Annotated in this window: 14 protein-coding genes; 3 read left to right on the top strand and 11 right to left on the bottom strand. The window is 71.0% G+C overall.

All coding sequences use genetic code 11. The features are described from left to right. Nucleotides 1-42 precede the first annotated feature (42 nt). From ACIQZN_RS06020 to ACIQZN_RS06010, 3 genes are read right to left on the bottom strand one after another with little or no spacing between them, the layout of a single operon-like run. The gene (locus tag ACIQZN_RS06020; RefSeq protein ID WP_403988791.1) at nt 43-1470 is read right to left on the bottom strand and encodes an aldehyde dehydrogenase family protein; all 1428 of its coding nucleotides are present in this window, start codon (nt 1468-1470) and stop codon (nt 43-45) included. A 59-nt stretch (nt 1471-1529) separates the two neighbouring features. Further along, a complete protein-coding gene (locus ACIQZN_RS06015) occupies nt 1530-2876 on the bottom strand; it encodes an MFS transporter (RefSeq protein WP_403988789.1) in 1347 nt (448 codons plus the stop codon). Between the two features lie 59 nt (nt 2877-2935). After that, the gene (locus ACIQZN_RS06010; RefSeq protein WP_403988787.1) at nt 2936-4144 is read right to left on the bottom strand and encodes a CaiB/BaiF CoA transferase family protein; all 1209 of its coding nucleotides are present in this window, start codon (nt 4142-4144) and stop codon (nt 2936-2938) included. Between the two features lie 109 nt (nt 4145-4253). On the opposite strand from ACIQZN_RS06010, the gene ACIQZN_RS06005 reads away from it, so the two are divergent. After that, nucleotides 4254-4901: a TetR/AcrR family transcriptional regulator gene (locus ACIQZN_RS06005; RefSeq protein WP_403988785.1), complete on the top strand. Its 648-nt coding sequence runs from the start codon at nt 4254-4256 to the stop codon at nt 4899-4901. 187 nt (nt 4902-5088) lie between these two features. Beyond that, a complete protein-coding gene (locus tag ACIQZN_RS06000) occupies nt 5089-6027 on the top strand; it encodes a DUF1254 domain-containing protein (RefSeq protein ID WP_403988783.1) in 939 nt (312 codons plus the stop codon). A 22-nt stretch (nt 6028-6049) separates the two neighbouring features. On the opposite strand, the gene ACIQZN_RS05995 is transcribed toward ACIQZN_RS06000, so the two are convergent. The 8 genes from ACIQZN_RS05995 to ACIQZN_RS05960 form a co-directional block, all read right to left on the bottom strand. Further along, nucleotides 6050-6271 (bottom strand): DUF397 domain-containing protein, encoded by a 222-nt coding sequence (locus tag ACIQZN_RS05995; protein WP_403988781.1) that lies wholly within the window; start codon nt 6269-6271, stop codon nt 6050-6052. Nucleotides 6272-6297: 26 nt separating this feature from the next. Continuing rightward, nucleotides 6298-6876 (bottom strand): hypothetical protein, encoded by a 579-nt coding sequence (locus ACIQZN_RS05990; RefSeq protein ID WP_403988779.1) that lies wholly within the window; start codon nt 6874-6876, stop codon nt 6298-6300. Nucleotides 6877-6932: 56 nt separating this feature from the next. Then, a complete protein-coding gene (locus ACIQZN_RS05985) occupies nt 6933-7964 on the bottom strand; it encodes a LacI family DNA-binding transcriptional regulator (protein ID WP_403988777.1) in 1032 nt (343 codons plus the stop codon). A gap of 243 nt (nt 7965-8207) precedes the next feature. Then, nucleotides 8208-9674 carry a GH1 family beta-glucosidase gene (locus tag ACIQZN_RS05980; protein WP_403988775.1) on the bottom strand — a complete coding sequence of 489 codons (1467 nt, stop codon included), beginning with the start codon at nt 9672-9674 and terminating at the stop codon, nt 8208-8210. 122 nt (nt 9675-9796) lie between these two features. Further along, nucleotides 9797-10717, bottom strand: coding sequence for a carbohydrate ABC transporter permease (locus tag ACIQZN_RS05975; RefSeq protein ID WP_403988773.1), 921 nt, complete (start codon nt 10715-10717; stop codon nt 9797-9799). 16 nt (nt 10718-10733) lie between these two features. Then, entirely contained in the window at nt 10734-11732 is a 999-nt protein-coding gene (locus ACIQZN_RS05970; RefSeq protein ID WP_330312101.1) for a sugar ABC transporter permease, read from the bottom strand. Nucleotides 11733-11896: 164 nt separating this feature from the next. Next, nucleotides 11897-13222 (bottom strand): ABC transporter substrate-binding protein, encoded by a 1326-nt coding sequence (locus ACIQZN_RS05965; protein ID WP_403988771.1) that lies wholly within the window; start codon nt 13220-13222, stop codon nt 11897-11899. A 527-nt stretch (nt 13223-13749) separates the two neighbouring features. After that, on the bottom strand, nt 13750-14454 hold the full coding sequence (locus ACIQZN_RS05960) for a FadR/GntR family transcriptional regulator (protein WP_403988769.1): 705 nt from the start codon (nt 14452-14454) through the stop codon (nt 13750-13752). A gap of 166 nt (nt 14455-14620) precedes the next feature. Between ACIQZN_RS05960 and ACIQZN_RS05955 the strand changes: the two genes are divergently transcribed. Further along, nucleotides 14621-16408: a 2-isopropylmalate synthase gene (locus ACIQZN_RS05955; RefSeq protein ID WP_403988767.1), complete on the top strand. Its 1788-nt coding sequence runs from the start codon at nt 14621-14623 to the stop codon at nt 16406-16408. Nucleotides 16409-16591 lie beyond the last annotated feature (183 nt).

The following is a 16591-nucleotide window of genomic DNA, read 5'->3' as shown; positions in this document are numbered from 1 at the left end:
TGGCGCTCCTGGTTCGGATGTACGGGGGTGGGGTTGCGAGTGTCAGACGCCGGGCCACGGGCTGGGCAGCGGGGCGTCCGCGACGCGGAGGGTGACGCGCTTGGTGCGGGTGCAGCCCGCGACCGCGTCCTCGCCGTACGCGCCGCCGAGGCCGCTGTCCTTGAAGCCGCCGAACGGGAGGCCGGAGTCCATGACCAGGGTGGTGTTGCCGTGCACGACACCGGCGTCGATCGCCTCGGTCATGCGGATCATGCGGCCCATGTCGCGGGTCCAGACGTAGCTGCTGAGGCCCAGTTCGCCGGCGTTGGCCAGCTCGATCGCCTCGGCCTCGGTGGTGAAGGTCTGCACGGTGAGGACGGGGCCGAAGACCTCGTCCTTCGCGATCTTCATGTCGGGGCGCACGTCGGTGAGCAGGGTGGGCTGGACGTAGTAGCCGGGGCCCTCGGGGTCGTGGGCGCCGCCGCCGGTCAGGGCGCGGGCGCCGTCGGCCTGCGCCTGGGCCAGCATGCCGAGGACCTTGTCGTACTGGCCGCGCGAGACGACGGGGCCGACCATGGTGCCCTTGGTGGTGGGGTCGCCGACGGTGACGCGGCCCATGCGTTCGCGTACCTGCTCCACGAACTCCTCCGCCACGGAGGCGTGCACGATCAGGCGGCTGGAGGCGGCGCAGATCTGGCCGGCGTTGACGAGGATGCCGAGGACCGCGGCGCGGGCGGCGGAGTCGAGGTCGGCGTCCTCGAACACGACGATCGGGGACTTGCCGCCCATCTCCAGGGTCAGCTTCTTGAAGGTGTCGGCGGCGGCGTGGGCGATGGCCCGGCCGGTGGGGACGGACCCGGTGAAGGAGACGCCGGCGACGCCGGGGTGTGCGCAGAGGGACGCGCCGGTGGCGCCGTCGCCCGTGACGACCTGGAGGACTCCGGCCGGGATGCCGGCTTCCTCGGCCAGTTCCGCGAGGCGCACGGCGGAGAGCGGGGACAGCTCGGACGGCTTGACGATGACCGAGTTGCCGCAGGCCAGGGCCGGGGTGACGCGGGCCATGAAGGAGTGCGCGGGAGCGTTCCACGGCAGGACGACGACGTAGACGCCGAGGGGTTCGAGGATGCTGTAGGAGAGGCGGCCGGGGGCGTCGGCGAGCTGCTGGCCGAAGAGCTTGTCGGCGCGGCCCGCCCAGTAACGGGCGTGCCGGGCACCGCGGTGGCTCTCCATCATCGCGTCCGGGAAGTTCTTGCCCGTGCACTGCACATCGAGCTGGGCGATCTCCAGGTGGTTCGTCTCGACCAGTTCACCCCACTTCCACAGGAGCTGGCTGCGTGCCTCGCCGGGCAGGCCGGCCCAGGTGCGCTGCGCGGTGGCGGACGCCTCGACGGCGCTGCCGCACTGCTCCGGGGTGTGGTTGACGACCTCGCCGACGACCTTCTCGGTGGCGGGGTTGACGATCTCGATGACGGCGGACTGCTGGGTGGGCATGGCGGACGAACCTTTCGTGCGGTCTCCGGCCTGCGGGCCGGAAGCGTGAGGGATGAGAGTCAGGCGGGAAGCGGCTGGGCGTCCGGCAGGACCACAGTCCCGGGGGCATCGCCCTCCGGGTTGACGGTCAGGACGGCCACGAGGCCGCACACGACGGTCAGGATGCCGCCGAATACGAACGCGATCGTGTAGCCGGCGGTGTCGTCGGAGGCGGCGTCGATGAGTACGCCGGTGACGGCCGGGGCGATCAGCCCGGGAAGCGTCTGGATCGCGACCAGCAGCCCGAGCGAGGCACCCCGCCGGTCCACCGGGGTGACCTCCGAGGTCGTCTCGTACGACAGTCCGAACGCGCCTACGCCGAAGCCGAACGCGACGGCGACCAGGGCGAGCTGCCCCGCCTTCGCGTCGACGAACGGCAGGAACGCCAGGGCCGTCCCGGCTGCCAGGACGAGCGCTCCCTGCGTGATGCCGCGCGAGCGGCGGGAGGAGACGCCGGCCCGGAACAGCCGGGCCGTCCACGGGCTGACCGTCAGCGGGACGATGACGGTGAACGCGGCATAGAGGGCGACGGCCTGGGCGGCCTGCGCTGACGTGTAGTCGTACTGGTCCTTCAGATAGGAGGGCAGGAACGCGGAGCCCAGGGCGACGGTCCAGTAGGCCCCGAACCCGCCGATCGCACCGCCCCACCAGGTGCGGCTGCCGAGGAAGCGGCGGTACGAGGACGGCTCACTGCTCGGCTCGACGGCCTCGGCCGGTTCGGGGGCCTGCGTCTTGCCGTCGGACGTGACGCCGAAGGGGCCCTCGCGACCGATCAGGAACCACAGCACGGCCCAGACCGCGCCCGTGGCGGCGAGCGCCCAGAACGCGGCACGCCAGCCGTTGTCGTCGATGAGATGCGTGAGCACCGGGGCGGCGATGAAAACGCCCATGCCGGAACCGATGATGTACAGGGCGCTGGGCAGGGCGCGCCGCTTGGGCGGGAACCACTTGTACAGCGCGTGCACGGCAACACCGGCCGTCGGACCCTCGCCGGCGCCCAGGACGACGCGCGAGGCGAACAGCGTGCCGACCGATGCCGCGAGCAGCAGGGGCAGCTGTGCGAGCGACCAGACGATGGCGAGCGCGAGCAGGACCCACCGGGTGGCGACCCGGTTGGCGATGAACCCGACGACGACGGCGGAGATGCTGAACAGGACGAAGAAGCTGCTGGCCACGAGCCCGTACATGCTCTGGCTGAGCCCCAGTTCGTCGCGGATGGGGTCGGCGGCGAGCCCGAGGACGGTCTTGTCCCCGAAGTTGATCATGGCCAGGGCGAAGATCATGAACGCCATCAGCCATGCGCGCCGCGGCGGGGGAACCGCGGCGGGGTCCGCCACGTCGGGCAGAGCCCCTTGCTGTCGAGTCATGGTCGTCACGCCTGTCTGCGTCGTCGGAGAGAGGGTCGGTGGGCGGCGGAGCGGTGGCGTCAGACGACGCCGTCGGCGTGGAGCGCGGCGAGGGCGTCGGCGTCCAGTCCGAGGTAGTGCGCGAGCACCTCGTCGGTGTGCTCGCCGAGCGCGGCGCCGAGGCTCCGGATGGAGCCCGGGGTGGAGCTCAGGTGCGGCAGCGGCGCCGCCATCAGCAGGTCGCCGTGGTGCTCGTCGTGGACCTCGGCGATGGTGCCGCGCTCGCGGTAGTGGCGGTCGGCGGCGATGTCGGCGACGTTCATGAGCGGCGCGGACGGGATGCCCGCGTCATTCAGCAGCGTCACCACGGCATCGGCCTCCAGCGTGGCGACCCAGGCCGCGACGATGCCGTACAGCTCCTCCTGGTGCGCGAGCCGTTCGTTGCGCTCGGCGAACCGTTCGTCCTCCACCAGCTCGGGACGCCCCATCGCGTGCACGAGTCGGCGGAAGAGGGGGTCGGTCCCCGCGTGCACGGAGACCCGGCGCCCGTCGGCGGTGTCGAAGTCGCTGGCGGGGGCGATGTTGGGGTTGCGGTTGCCGAGCCGTTCCCGGACCGCACCGGTCCCGCTGTAGGAGATGAGCGCGTTCTCGCAGGCCCGGAAGCCGGCCTCGTACAGGGCGAGGTCGATGATCTGTCCCTCGCCGCCGCGCAGGTCGCGGTGGTAGAGGGCGGTCATCGTGGCGAACGCGGCCATGTAGGCGGCCATGTAGTCGATCACCGAGTACCCCGAGCGCACCGGCGGGCGGTCCGGGTCGCCACTGACGTAGGTCAGCCCCGAGAAGGCGCTGGCGATCCGGTCGAAGGCGCCCCGGTCCCGGAAGGGGCCGGTCAGTCCGTACCCGGTCAGGAACACCAGCACGGCGCGCGGATTGAGGGCCCTGAGTGCTTCCGGGCCCAGGCCCCACTTCTCCAGCGTCGGCGGCCGGTAGTTGGTCACGACGACGTCGAAGTGCGGGACGAGGTCGCGCAGGAGTGCCTGGCCGCGTTCGGTGCGCAGGTCGATGGTGACCGACTTCTTGTTGCGGCCCTCCTGCACCCACTGCAGCGAGCGCTTGCCGGGGGCGTCCTGGCCTGCGCCCCCTCGGGTGAAGTCGCCGCGGCCCGGTTCCTCGACCTTGACCACGTCGGCGCCGAAATCACCCAGGAAGGTCGCGGTGACGGGGGCGGCCAGTACGGTCGAGACGTCGAGTACGCGTATTCCAGCCAGCGGTAGCTGTGTGTCGGTCATGCGTCCACCTAATCAACGGTTCGTTAACAACGGAACGTTGATATGGGACGGTACGTCGCGAGTGCTCACCCGACAATGGGTTACCGACCAGTAGTTTTTTGGGAGTGTCATGCCGGACCAGCCAGCCGCAGCACCCGCCAAGCGTCGACGGCGCACCCGCCAGGAGACGGAGTCCGACCTGCTGGACGCCGCTCTGCACCTCCTGGAACGCGACGGAGCACTCGCCGGCATCACACTGCGCGAGGTCGCGAAGGAGGCCGGGGTCAACCACGGCCAGATCTACCAGTACTTCGGAGACCGCCGGACACTGCTGCGCGCGGCCATCGGCCGCCTGATCGACACCAGCGAACTCGGCGCGCGGAGCCACTGGGACCAGTCGTTCGTGGAGCGGCGCCGCACGATGCTCCGATACGCGCTGGAGCACACCCAGCTCCTGCGCATGGAGGCCCTGCTGGTCCTCGACGGCGACCCCGAGCTCAGCCTCTTCCCGGAGCTGGACCGCACCAAGGAAGCGCTGCAACGCGATCGGGCGAGCGGCGAACTCCCCGAGGATGCCGACGGGTTGGCCATGCACGCGATGACTGCGGCGACGTACCTCGGCTACGCCATATTCCGTGAGACCATCGCCCGCGAGCTCGGCCTCGAACTCGAAGAGCTCGACCAGCGCGCATTTGCCGTCTACGACCTGATGCTCGAAGGTCTGGTCCGGCACCCGCGCACGGACGAAGAGCGACAGCCGGCGCCGCCCGGCGAGTGACCGCCGGAGCCCCGAGGCGTCACCTCGAATGGGGCAAGGAACCGGTGTGTGCCGGGTGTCGTGGCGGTACAGGCGCGGCTTGGCGGCAGCCGCTGCCTACGCTGGCGCCACCATGATCCCGCCAGGTGCGGGGCCAGCGACGGCGACGGGCGTGCTCATGATCCGGGTGGACAGGACGAATTTCACCGTGGCGGAAACCGATCACTATTTCGCCGAGCACTCCCGAAGCCATCCGGTCAACACGATCCGGCACTCGCGCGGGTTCTCCGACAAGGACAACCAGGTGGTGATCCGGGAGAACAAGGACTGCCTGTACAGCCACGCGGTGGTCGACGTCTCCCGGGGTGCGGTGATCGCGAACCCCCGGCGCGGGGGAGACCGGTACTCGATCATCCAGATCCTGGACGAGAACCAGTACTCCTTCGCGCACCTCTACCCGGGCGACGCGCTCACCGTCACGCCGGACATGGTGACCCTCGGCCACCACGTGTGGCTCAACATCCGCACCGAGGTGCGCCCGGAGAACGGTGGCGGCTTCCACGACGCGCACCGCCACCAGGACGCCTATGTCATCGAGGCGGCCTCCGCGCTCCCCTACGAGCCGAAGGGCTTCGACAAACGGTCGCTGGACGACGTCCGCACCGAGTTGCTGAAGCTGGCCCCCACGGTCGACAGCTGGGAGGGCTTCGGCACCGCCGGGGCGGTCGACCCCCAGACGTTCCTGATCGCGTCCGCCGGCGGCTGGGCCGGGCTGCCCAAGGAGCACGCCCTCTACTACCCGAAGATCGTGCCCACCGGCGCGGCCGCCGAGCTGCGACCCGCCGCCCTCACCCTGCCCGTTCCGCCGCTGGCTTTCGACGCGGGCGGGTTCTTCTCCGTCACCACCTACGGCCCCGACGGGTTCATCGCCACCGACGACTACGCGTACAACCACCGCACGGCCGTCCCCAACGACGACGGCACCTACACCTTCCGCTTCAACGCCCCCGGCCGGCCCAACAACATGACCACCGTGCCCGGCTGGAACATGGTGATCCGCTTCTACCGGCCGACCGGCTTCGACGCGATCCTCGGCTACCTCCACCGCCTGGAGGCCGACGGCGTCCGGATCGAGCCGGAACACTGATCAGCCGGGCCGGACGGCACGCTCACAAACCCTGCCCGCACCGACGCGTCGAACCAGCGCTCAACTGCTCGACGGAGCCGACGAACTCCGTCCACGCGTCCGGCTCGAAGGCGAGCGCGGGGAGGGACGGGGTCTTGGAGTCGCGCAGGCGGACCGCCGTCGCGGGGCCGGGGGGCAGGGCCACCTCGACGCAGTCGGGGCCCGCCGAGTCGCAGTAGGTGGACCTGGTCCAGTGCTGGGTCATGGTTCGCTCCTCCGCACGGCGCCCTCTCACGGGGCACCGTAGCCCTCGGGCCGGGCGACCGGGAGCGCCGAGACTCCCAGCTCCCGGCGCATCGTCTGCCGTACCTCGTACAGGCCCTCCGAGGCCCGTTCCAGCCGTTCCCTGATGTCCGCCAGGGAATCGTCGGCCGGCTCCCCCTGCTCGTGCCGGAGGAGCGCCGCATGGATGCGGTGCAGCTGGTGCACGACGCCGCCCGCGACGGTCAGCACCTCGTCGCTGATGACCATCTGCGCCTCGGCGTACACATCGCGCAGGACGCGGCGGGGCTCCTCCCGCTCCCGGCCCCGTTCGGGGCGCGCCTCCCCGGCGGCGAGGGCGAAGTAGTCCTTGGAGAGGACCGAGTGGAACTGCCGCAGGCGCTGGTTGAACACCGCGTACGAGGCGCGCCGTACGGCGAGGTTCTCGCGGCGTTCGTCCGCCAGCAGTTCGTCCCGGCGCAGCCGCTCCGCGCGGTCGAGCTCCACCGTCTTGGCACGCAGGGCGCTGCGGTGCGCCATCACGCCGGACAGCAGGGTGCCCGCCACCCCCACCACGGCGACGATCAGAGCGGTCAGAGAAGGGTCCACGCCTCAGAAGCTACTCGAAGTGCGCCCCGGGGAAACCGAGTTGCGGCAACCCGGCCTCACGAGGAGTCGCGGACCACCAGCTCGGTCGGGAGCACGATCTGCGCCCGGTCCGCGTTCTCGCCCGCGATCATGTCGAGCAGGACCCGGGTCATCGTGCGGCCCATCTCCTCGATCGGCTGGCGCACGCTGGTGAGGGCCGGGTCCATGTGGCGGGCCACGGCCGAGTCGTCGAAGCCGATGAGGGCGACGTCGTCCGGGATGCGGCGGCCGGCCTCGCGCAGGACCTGGCGGGCGCCGGCGGCCATCACGTCGGAGGCGGCGAAGACCGCGTCCACGTCGGGGCGGCGGGCGAGCAGGTCGCGCATGGCCTGGGCGCCGCCCTCCTCGGAGAAGTCGGCGGGGGCGATCAGCCGCTCGTCGGGCTCCAGGCCCGCGTCGCGGACGGCCTGGCGGTATCCGTCCAGGCGGCTCTGGGAGGCGTAGACGTCGAGCCGGCCGGTGATCGTGGCGATGGAGCGGCGGCCGCGCGAGGCGAGGTGTTCCACGGCGGTGCGGGCGCCCTCGAAGTTGTCGGAGTCGACGGAGGAGAGGGACTCGGCGGCGGATCTGCGCCCGTTCATCACGGCGGGCATGCCGAGCTGTTCGAGCAGGTCGGGCAGCGGGTCGTCGGCGTGCACGGAGACCAGCAGCACGCCGTCCACGCGGTGCGCGGTGAGGTACTGCGCGAGCCGGCGGCGCTCGCGGTCGCTGCCGACGAGGGTGAGCAGCAGCTGCATCTCCGTATCGGCGAGGGCGGCGCCGACCCCGCGCACGATGTCGGAGAAGTACGGCTCCGCGAAGAAGCGGCTCTCCGACTCGGGCACGACGAGCGCGATGGCGTCCGTGCGGTTGCCGGCCAGTGCGCGGGCCGCGCGGTTGGGCACGTAACCCAGCTCGGCGACGGCGGCCTCGACGGCCTCCCTGGTGTGGGCGCTGACCCGGGGCGATCCGTTGATGACGCGCGAGGCCGTGCCCCGCCCGACCCCCGCCCGCGCCGCGACCTCTTCGAGCGTGGGCCGGCCCCCGCTCCGTACTCGCGCTGCCGTCATGGCTGCCTCCCGTTCGCGGTCAATTTCTCACAGTCGGATAACCAAACCAAGTCCTGGCGTTGGTTCCCTTGACACTCTGTGGGACCGGTCGGCCGCTCCCCCGCTCCCTTTGTGGGAGCGCTCCCACTCTACGCGCGTGGTCAAGCGGAACGCACAGGCCGGGGGGCGAATGGGCCGAGACCCGGCAACGGGTGCCGGGTCTCGGGGGGAGGCATCGGTACGGACAGGGCGTACCGGAAGGGATCAGGCGCGGTCCTCCAGCGGCGGGAGGGCGTGGCGGCGGATCACGTCGGCGTACCAGTGGGCACTGGCCTTCGGGATGCGGCGCTGCGACGCGTAGTCCACGTACACCGCGCCGAACCGCTTCGAATAGCCGTACGCCCACTCGAAGTTGTCCATCAGCGACCAGAGGAAGTAGCCGCGCACGTCCGCGCCGGCGGCCACCGCGCGCTGCACGGCGTCGAGGTGTCCGTGCAGGTAGGCGATGCGCTCCGGGTCCTGGACGCGGCCCTCGGGCGAGACGTAGTCGTCGAAGGCGGCGCCGTTCTCGGTGACCATGAGCGGGATGCCGGGGTGCTCGCGGGTGACGTCCATGAGCAGGTTGTAGAGCCCGTTGGGGTCGATCGACCAGTTCATCGCGGTAGTCGGCTTGCCGTCGGCGAGGTGGAAGGCGATGCGCTCGGAGCCGGGCCAGGGCGAGTGGTCGCTCGCGCCGTGGACATCGTTGCCGGAACCGCTTCCGGCACGGTCGGGCGTGGAGACCAGGGTCGGCGTGTAGTAGTTGATGCCGAGGACGTCGACCGGGCGCGCGATGGCCTCCAGGTCGCCGTCCTGGACCAGCTTCGACCAGTCCACCACGTGCGCGGTGTCCGCGAGCAGGTCCTCCGGGTAGGCGCCGTGCAGCATCGGGCCGGTGAAGACCCGGTTGCCGACCGCGTCGATGCGGCGGGCGGCGTCCGCGTCCTCGGGGCTCGACGTCAGCGGGCGGACCTGGTGGAGGTTGAGGGTGACCGAGGTCTGCGCGGCAGCGGGGAGTTGACCGCGCAGCACCTCGATCGCCCGGCCATGGGCGAGGTTGAGGTGGTGGGCCGCCCGCAGGGCGGAGGCCGCCTCGGTGCGGCCGGGGGCGTGCACCCCGGAGCCGTAGCCGAGGAAGGCCGAGCACCACGGCTCGTTGAAGGTGGTCCACGTACCGACGCGGTCGCCGAGCGCGCCGGCCATGATCGCGGTGTAGTCCGCGAACCGCTCGGCGGTGGCGCGCTCCGGCCAGCCGCCCGCGTCCTCCAGCTCCTGGGGCAGGTCCCAGTGGTAGAGGGTGGCGACGGGCGTGATGCCGGCCTCAAGCAGCTCGTCGACGAGCTTGCGGTAGAAGTCGAGCCCGCGCTGGACGGCCGGGCCGCGGCCGGTGGGCTGGACCCGGGACCAGGAGATGGAGAAGCGGTACGCCTTCAGCCCCAGCTGCTTCATCAGGGCCACGTCGTCGCGGTAGCGGTGGTAGTGGTCGGCGGCGATGTCGCCGGTGTCGCCGTTGCGGACCTTGCCGGGGGTGCGGCTGAAGGTGTCCCAGATGGAGGGCGTCCGCCCGTCCTCGGCGGCGGCACCCTCGACCTGGTAGGCGGCGGTGGCCGCTCCCCAGACGAAGCCCGTCGGGAAGGTCGTGGGGGCCTCGGGCACCGGCTTCGGGGCGATGTCAGGTCGTACAGCAGTCATGCGGGAGCGCTCCCAGGGGTGTGAAGGACAGGGGCGTTGACGGGTGGGGCTACGGGGCCCGTACGGTCCACGGGGCGGGCGGGACCGTACGTCTCCGTGACACAGCTGCGGCGAGCGGGGGGTCAGCCCTTGACGGCGCCGGACATGATGCCGCCGACGATCTGCTTGCCGAAGATCACGAACACCACGAGCAGCGGCAGGGTGCTGATCAGCGCGCCGGCCATCACGATGCTGGTGTCGGGGGTGTACGAGGCGCTGAGCTGGCCGAGGGCCACCTGAAGCGTGGGGTTCTGCTGGTTCAGGGCGAGGTAGGGCCAGAAGAAGTCGTTCCACGCCTGGACGAAGGTGAGCATGCCGAGCACCATCATCGCGGGGCGGGCCACCGGCAGCACCACGCTCAGCACGATGCGGAAGTTGTTCGCGCCGTCGATCTTGGCGGCCTCGATCAGCTCGTACGGCAGCGCCTCCATGAGGTACTGGCGCATGAAGAACACACCGAAGGCGCTGACCAGGGTCGGGAAGATCACCGACTCCAGGTTCCCGCCCCAGCCGAGGTCGGCCATCATCATGAACAGCGGGACGACGCTGAGCTGCGGCGGGATCGTCAGGGTGAGGATGACCCCGGTCATCAGGGCCCCGCGGCCGCGGAAGCGCATCTTGGCGAAGGCGTAGCCGGCCAGGGTGCAGAAGAAGAGCGTCGCCGCGGTGATGCAGCCGGCCACGATGACGCTGTTGACGATCGCCTTGCCCAGGTGGGCCTGGGTCCAGGCGGCGTCGAGGTTGTGGAAGAGGCGCCCGCCCGGCAGGAACGGCGGGGTGGTGGCCAGCACCTCGTCCTGGGTGTGGGACGCGGCCACGAGGGTCCAGTACAGCGGCAGCAGCGAGCCGATGCCGATGACGGCCAGGGCGACGTACGCGAACGGGCCGCCCTTCAGCTGCTGCCCGGCACCGGGCTTGAAGCGGCTGGGCCGCTTCGGTGCGCGGTGGACGGAACGCGCCGGGAGGCCGGGCTCCGAGACTTTGGTGGGGCTGGTGAGGGTCATTGGATATCGCTCCCGGTCAGACCGCGGATTTGCGTACGAAGCGGCCGATGAGCCAGTTGACCGCGGCGATGATCAGCAGGAGGGCGAGCATCGCCCAGGCCACTGCGGCGGCCGGACCGAGGTGCCCCAGATTCCAGCCGTAGTTGTAGAGGTAGACGCTGAGGGTCTCGTACTGATTCTCGTTGCCGCCGGTCGCGCCGAGCGTGCCGCCCTCCAGCAGCAGGGGCTCACCGAACAGCTGCATGGAGCCGATGGTCGAGATGACGATCGTGAAGAGGATCGTGGGCCGGAGCGACGGGATGGTCACCTTGCGGAACTGCTGCCAGCGCGAGGCGCCGTCGAGCGAGGCCGCCTCGTACAGGTCGGACGGCACCGCCTGCATCGCGGCGAGGTAGATCAGGGCGTTGTAGCCGGTCCAGCGCCAGATCACGATGACCGCGATGGCGATCTTGGACGTCCAGTGCCCGTTGGCCCAGTTGGTGTCGCCGAGACCGACGAAGTGCAGCGCCCAGTTGAGCAGGCCGCCGTCGGCCCGGAAGACCAGGGCGAAGACGAGGGCGGCGGAGGCCACGGAGGTGGCGTACGGGGTGAGGATGACCGTGCGCCAGAAGGTGCTGGCCCGCAGCTTGTAGTTGAGCAGGTGGGCCAGGCCGAGCGCGACGAGCAGCTGCGGGACGACCGAGATGACACCGATCAGGAAGGTGTTGCTGACAGCCGTCCAGAACTCGGAGTCGTGCAGGATCTTGTCGAAGTTCTCCCAGCCGACCCACTCCATCTGGTCCATGCCGGTCATCTCGACCCGGTGCATGGCGATCCAGCCGGTGTACAGCAGCGGGTAGAGCCCGAAGGCGCCGAAGACGAGGAAGAACGGGGCTATGTAGGCGTACGGGGACGCCTTGTCGTCGAACCGCCAGAGCCGGCTCCGCCACGTCTGCCGGCGGGCGTCCACCGGTTTGTGCTGGGAGCCGCGGGGTGGCGGCGCGTATGCGTCCCGGGTGGGAGTCGAGGTGGCCACGAGCGGGAGTCCTTCCCTGGATTGCTTGGGTTACCCGGGTACGGGATGGCTGGGCCGTCGTGCCGCACCCCTCAGGAACACGCGGGTGCGGGCGGCCCGGGGAGGGGCCGCCCGCGCCCGGGCGGGTCCGGCTGGTCAGGTGGCCGGACACGCCCTGGCGAACGTCAGCCGATCACCTTGTCGATCGACTTGGTCGCGGCCTCCCACGCGGCGTCCGGCTTGGTGCCGCGCTGCTCCATGTTGTTGATCTGGGTGGAGATGGTGTCCTTGATGGCCGCGTCCTTCGGGCCGAGGATCGTCTCGGGGATGGACTTGGCCTCATCGGCGTAGATCTGGCCGATCGGGGCGTCGTTGAAGTACGGCAGGGTCGCGGACTTCACGTCCGCCAGCTCGTACGCGCCCTTGTTGGACGGGAAGGAACCGATCGCCTTGAAGACGGCGGCCTGCTGCTCGGGGGCGGTCAGCCACTTGACGAGCTTGGCGGCCTCGTCCACGTTCTTGCCGGCCTTCGGGACGCCGAGGAAGGAGCCGCCCCAGTTGGCCGCGGTGGTGCCGGGGGCGGTGGTGATGTCCCACTTGCCCTTGTTGGCGTCACCGGCGTTCACGGAGATCTGGCCGGCCATCCAGGCGGGGCAGACCACGGTGGCCATGGTGCTCTTGCGGAGCGCGGCCTTCCACGGGTCGCTGAACTGGGCGAGGCCCTGGGTCAGCTTCTTGTCCGCGGCCTCGGCCGCGAGGTTCCAGCCCTGCTGGACGCTGGGGCTGTCCTTGTAGATCGCCTTGCCGCTCTCGTCGTAGTACTGCTTCGCGTTGGAGCTGACGACGGCGTTGTACATGGCGCTGGCGGAGTCCATGAAGTACGTGCCCGCGGGGGCCTTCTTCTTGAACTCCTCACCGAGCTTGAGGTAGTCCTCCCAGCCACCGGCGATCTTGGCGGCGACCTCCTTGCGGTCGGTCGGCAGACCGGCCTTCTTGAACAGCTCGGTGTTGTAGCAGAGCGACATCGGGCCGATGTCGGTACCCGCGCCGATCACCTTGCCGTCGGCCGTGGTGGCCTGCTTCTCCTTCCACGACACGAACTCGTTGACGTCGATGACCTTGCCCAGGTCGGCGAACTGGTCCGCCTTGGTGTCGACGAGCTCCTTGATGCGGCCGACCTCGAGACCCTGGACGTCGGCGAGGCCGCTGCCCGAGTTCAGCTGCTGGAGCAGCTTGGGGTAGTAGACCTTCTCATCGGCGGTGGTGTCTTCCTTCACCGTGATGTTCGGGTGCAGCTCGTGGTACTTGGCGAAGAGACCGGCTTCCTTGTAGCCGAACTGGCCGAAGTCGGCGACGGTCAGCGTGATCTTCCCGTTCGCGTCGGAGGACTCGTTCGAATCGGAGTCGTCGCTGCTGCAGCCGGTCAGCAGCAGCGCCGAAGCGGTCAGGCCCGTGGTGGCCAGGACCGCGACTCTGCGGCCGCGGCCGGCGACGGTGCGGGTGATACGCATTCCACTACTCCTTGTTCCAGGGTGGGACTGGCTCACTGCGTGGCATACGCGCTGGTGAGTGCGGGTGCCGGATGGTTTTGGGGGGAGTACACGGGCAGTGCCGTTCACCCGGGGAATCCCCCGCGTGATGTGGGAGCGCTCCCATGCGTCGATGTCGGAAGATTGCTGCCTGCGGGGGGTGGGTGTCAAGAGTTGAAGACGCTTCCGTTGCGCGAGCGTGTCCTGCAAGTCACGAGACCGTGTCCGGCCGAAGGCTTGCCAAAGCGGTGCGCCGCGTTGCGGCGTGGGTCGCGGTTTTGAATTCCCGCAGGTGGGGGGCGGGTTGACAATGGATCTTGAGGGAGCCCTCGCGGAAAACCGGCCCTGGTGCCGGTTTTCCGGCACGGCCCGGAAACAGTCCGCCTAAGCCCTGCGGACCCCGCCGGGAAGTGAACGGGGTACGGCATGGAGGGGGCACTGATCCGGACCCACGCCTTCTTTGCCCGAAGCCGAGGTCCGGATGGTGGCGGAGCGGGGGCCCTCCGGTGTCACTCCCCCCGCAGCCGGGCCAGTGTCGCTTCCAGTTCGTCCTGGGCGGCCCGGGCCGCTCGGTCCGGGTCGCCCGCGACGATGGCGGTGACCAGGGCGCGGTGGCCCGGGTGGCCGTGGTGGGGGTCCTGGCGGCGCAGGCCCAGGAGGTCCACGAGGTCGATGAGGCCCTGGCGGAGGGCCGGGACGAACTCGGCGAAGAGGTCCGTGAGGACCGGGTTGTGCGCGGCGGCCACGACCGCCCGGTGCACCGCGATGTCCGCGTCCACGAAGTCCGCGTCGTCGACGCCCGCGCCCGCCTTCAGCCGGGCCGTGAGCGCCGCGTCGAGGGCGGTGAGGTCCTCGTCGGTGCGGCGGCGGGCGGCGAGGCGGGCGGCCTGGACCTCGACGAGCATGCGGACCTCGTAGACGTCGGTGACCGATGCCCGGCGCAGCCGTACCGGCCAGTCCTCCGTGACGTGGTCCGCGACGACGAAGACGCCGGCGCCCTGGCGGGACCGGAGGAGTCCGAGCGTGGCGAGCGTACGGACCGCCTCGCGGACCGTGGAGCGGCCCACGCCCAGCTCGCGGGCGAGAGTCGTCTCGCCCGGGAGCTTCGTGCCGACCGGCCAGTGCCCCTCGGTGATCTGCGTCCGCAGATGGCTGGTCGCCTGCTCTACGAGGGGACTGGGGCGGAGGGGGCCGAGCCGGGACACGTCGTTCACCTGTCAGGTTGTCTGAGGGGTTGCGTTCTGGTTACTGTACCGCCCATGACGTACCGCGGTCTCCTCCTTCTCGGCTGCCGCGGCGGGGCCTGAAGCGATCGGCACCCCGCCGCGGGGTGCCGTGCTGGGCCGGTCGCATCCGGCGATGCGAGAAGAGACACCGTCCATGCCCGAGTCCATGTCCGCGGCCACGTCCGACGCCCGGTCCCCGATGCACAGCTTCCCCACCATCTGCACGCCGCGCGGCCCGGTCCCCCAGGCGGCGCCCCGCTGGAACCCGCAGCGCTCCAGCTCCATGCCCTCGCACCGCTACCGCTCCGCGTTCGACCGGGTCGCGGTCCCGCTGACCGGGCGGAGCTGGCCGCAGGCCCGTATCGAACGGGCCCCGCTGTGGGTGCCGGTCGACCTGCGGGACGGCAACCAGGCGCTGGCGGAGCCGATGGACACCCCGCGCAAGCGGCGGATGTTCGACCTGCTGGTGGCGATGGGCTTCAAGGAGATCGAGGTCGGCTACCCGTCCGCGAGCCGCACCGACTTCGACTTCGTACGCCACCTGGCGACGAGCGGGGCGGTCCCCGACGACGTCACCGTGGTCGTCTTCACTCCCGCCAAGGCCGACCTGATCGACCGGACCTTCGCGTCCGTGGCGGGCCTGGACCGCGTCGTCGTCCACCTCTACATCGCGACCGCCCCCGTCTGGCGCGAGGTGGTCCTGGGCCGCGACCGGGCCGAGGTGCACGGCGTGGTGCTGGACGCGGCCCGGCAGATGGACCGGCTGGCCCGGGCCAGGCCCGGCGCCGACATCCGGTTCCAGTTCTCGCCCGAGGTCTTCAACCTGACCGAGCCCGACTACATCCTGGAGATCTGCGACAGCCTCACCGAGCTGTGGGACGCCTCGCCGGACCGGCCGGTCGTCCACAACCTCCCGGCCACCGTGGAGATCGCCACGCCCAACGTCTACGCGGACCAGATCGAGTACATGCACCGCCACCTGGCCCGGCGGGACGCGGTGATCCTCTCCGTGCACCCGCACAACGACCGGGGCACGGGCGTGGCCTGCGCGGAACTGGCGGTGCTGGCGGGCGCCCAGCGGGTGGAGGGCTGCCTGTTCGGCAATGGGGAGCGCACCGGCAACGTCGACCTGGTCAACCTGGCGCTCAACCTGCACGCCCAGGGCGTCGACCCGATGATCGACTTCTCGGACATCGACGAGATCCGCCGCACGGTCGAGCACTGCAACCGGCTGCCGGTGCCGCCGCGCCACCCGTACGGCGGGGACCTGGTGTACACCGCGTTCTCCGGCACCCACCAGGACGCCATCAGCAAGGGCTTCGCCCGCCGCACGGACAGCGCGTCGGAGCTGTGGGAGGTGCCGTACCTGCCGATCGACCCGGCCGATGTGGGGCGCACGTACGAGGCCGTCATCCGGGTCAACTCGCAGTCGGGCAAGGGCGGCATCGCCCATCTGCTGCGCACCGGCCACGGCGTCGACCTGCCGGCCGGGATGCGGGCCGAATTCTCCCGTACCGTCCAGGAGGCGACCGACGACAGCGGCGCGGAGGCCACCGGCAAGGACCTGTGGAACCTCTTCGAGGCCGCGTATCTGGTCCCCGGGCGGGACGGCGGGGTCGCCCTCACCTCCTGGTCGGCGCAGACCGGCCCGGCCGGTGAGCACCGCTTCGTCTGCACCCTGCGCGTGGACGACCGGGAGGGCGACTACGAGGGAACGGGCACCGGCCCCGTCACGGCGTTCGCGGACGCGCTGGCGGCGGCGGGAGTGGAGGCGGCCGTCCTGGACCTGGTGGAGCAGGGGCCGGACGGGACCGGGGCGGCGACGGCGTACGCGCGCTGCCGCGTCGGTGGCGAGGAGCGCTGGGGCGCGGGCCGGGACGCCTCGGGCGTGGCCGCGTCCGTGGCGGCGGTGCTGTCGGCGGTGAACCGGGCGCGCGGGTAACGGATCGCGACAGGAGTGCGCCCCCGGCCGGGAGGAAGGGGGGTGCTCGACCCGGCCGGGGGCAGTGGGGCGCGCGCCCCCCCCGGGGGGGGGGGGGGGGGGGGGCGGGGCGGGGGGGGGGGGGGGGGGGGGTGGTGCTGTGTGCCGGCCCTACGCGTAAGCGCCGAACGCCATGGTGAAGGC

The organism is Streptomyces sp. NPDC097595 (assembly GCF_044761525.1).
GTDB classification, from domain to species: domain Bacteria; phylum Actinomycetota; class Actinomycetes; order Streptomycetales; family Streptomycetaceae; genus Streptomyces; species Streptomyces drozdowiczii_A.
This window is presented reverse-complemented; position numbering and strand designations above follow the sequence as displayed.

Bases quoted from the DNA above. Each gene is read 5' to 3' on its own strand.
- ACIQZN_RS06015 (WP_403988789.1), bottom strand. From the start codon at position 2,876: ATGACTCGACAGCAAGGGGCTCTGCCCGACGTGGCGGACCCCGCCGCG.
- ACIQZN_RS05995 (WP_403988781.1), bottom strand. From the start codon at position 6,271: ATGACCCAGCACTGGACCAGGTCCACCTACTGCGACTCGGCGGGCCCC.
- ACIQZN_RS05975 (WP_403988773.1), bottom strand. From the start codon at position 10,717: ATGACCCTCACCAGCCCCACCAAAGTCTCGGAGCCCGGCCTCCCGGCG.
- ACIQZN_RS05965 (WP_403988771.1), bottom strand. From the start codon at position 13,222: ATGCGTATCACCCGCACCGTCGCCGGCCGCGGCCGCAGAGTCGCGGTC.
- ACIQZN_RS05955 (WP_403988767.1), top strand. From the start codon at position 14,621: ATGCCCGAGTCCATGTCCGCGGCCACGTCCGACGCCCGGTCCCCGATG.
- ACIQZN_RS06005 (WP_403988785.1), top strand. From the start codon at position 4,254: ATGCCGGACCAGCCAGCCGCAGCACCCGCCAAGCGTCGACGGCGCACC.
- ACIQZN_RS06020 (WP_403988791.1), bottom strand. From the start codon at position 1,470: ATGCCCACCCAGCAGTCCGCCGTCATCGAGATCGTCAACCCCGCCACC.
- ACIQZN_RS05980 (WP_403988775.1), bottom strand. From the start codon at position 9,674: ATGACTGCTGTACGACCTGACATCGCCCCGAAGCCGGTGCCCGAGGCC.
- ACIQZN_RS05985 (WP_403988777.1), bottom strand. From the start codon at position 7,964: ATGACGGCAGCGCGAGTACGGAGCGGGGGCCGGCCCACGCTCGAAGAG.
- ACIQZN_RS06010 (WP_403988787.1), bottom strand. From the start codon at position 4,144: ATGACCGACACACAGCTACCGCTGGCTGGAATACGCGTACTCGACGTC.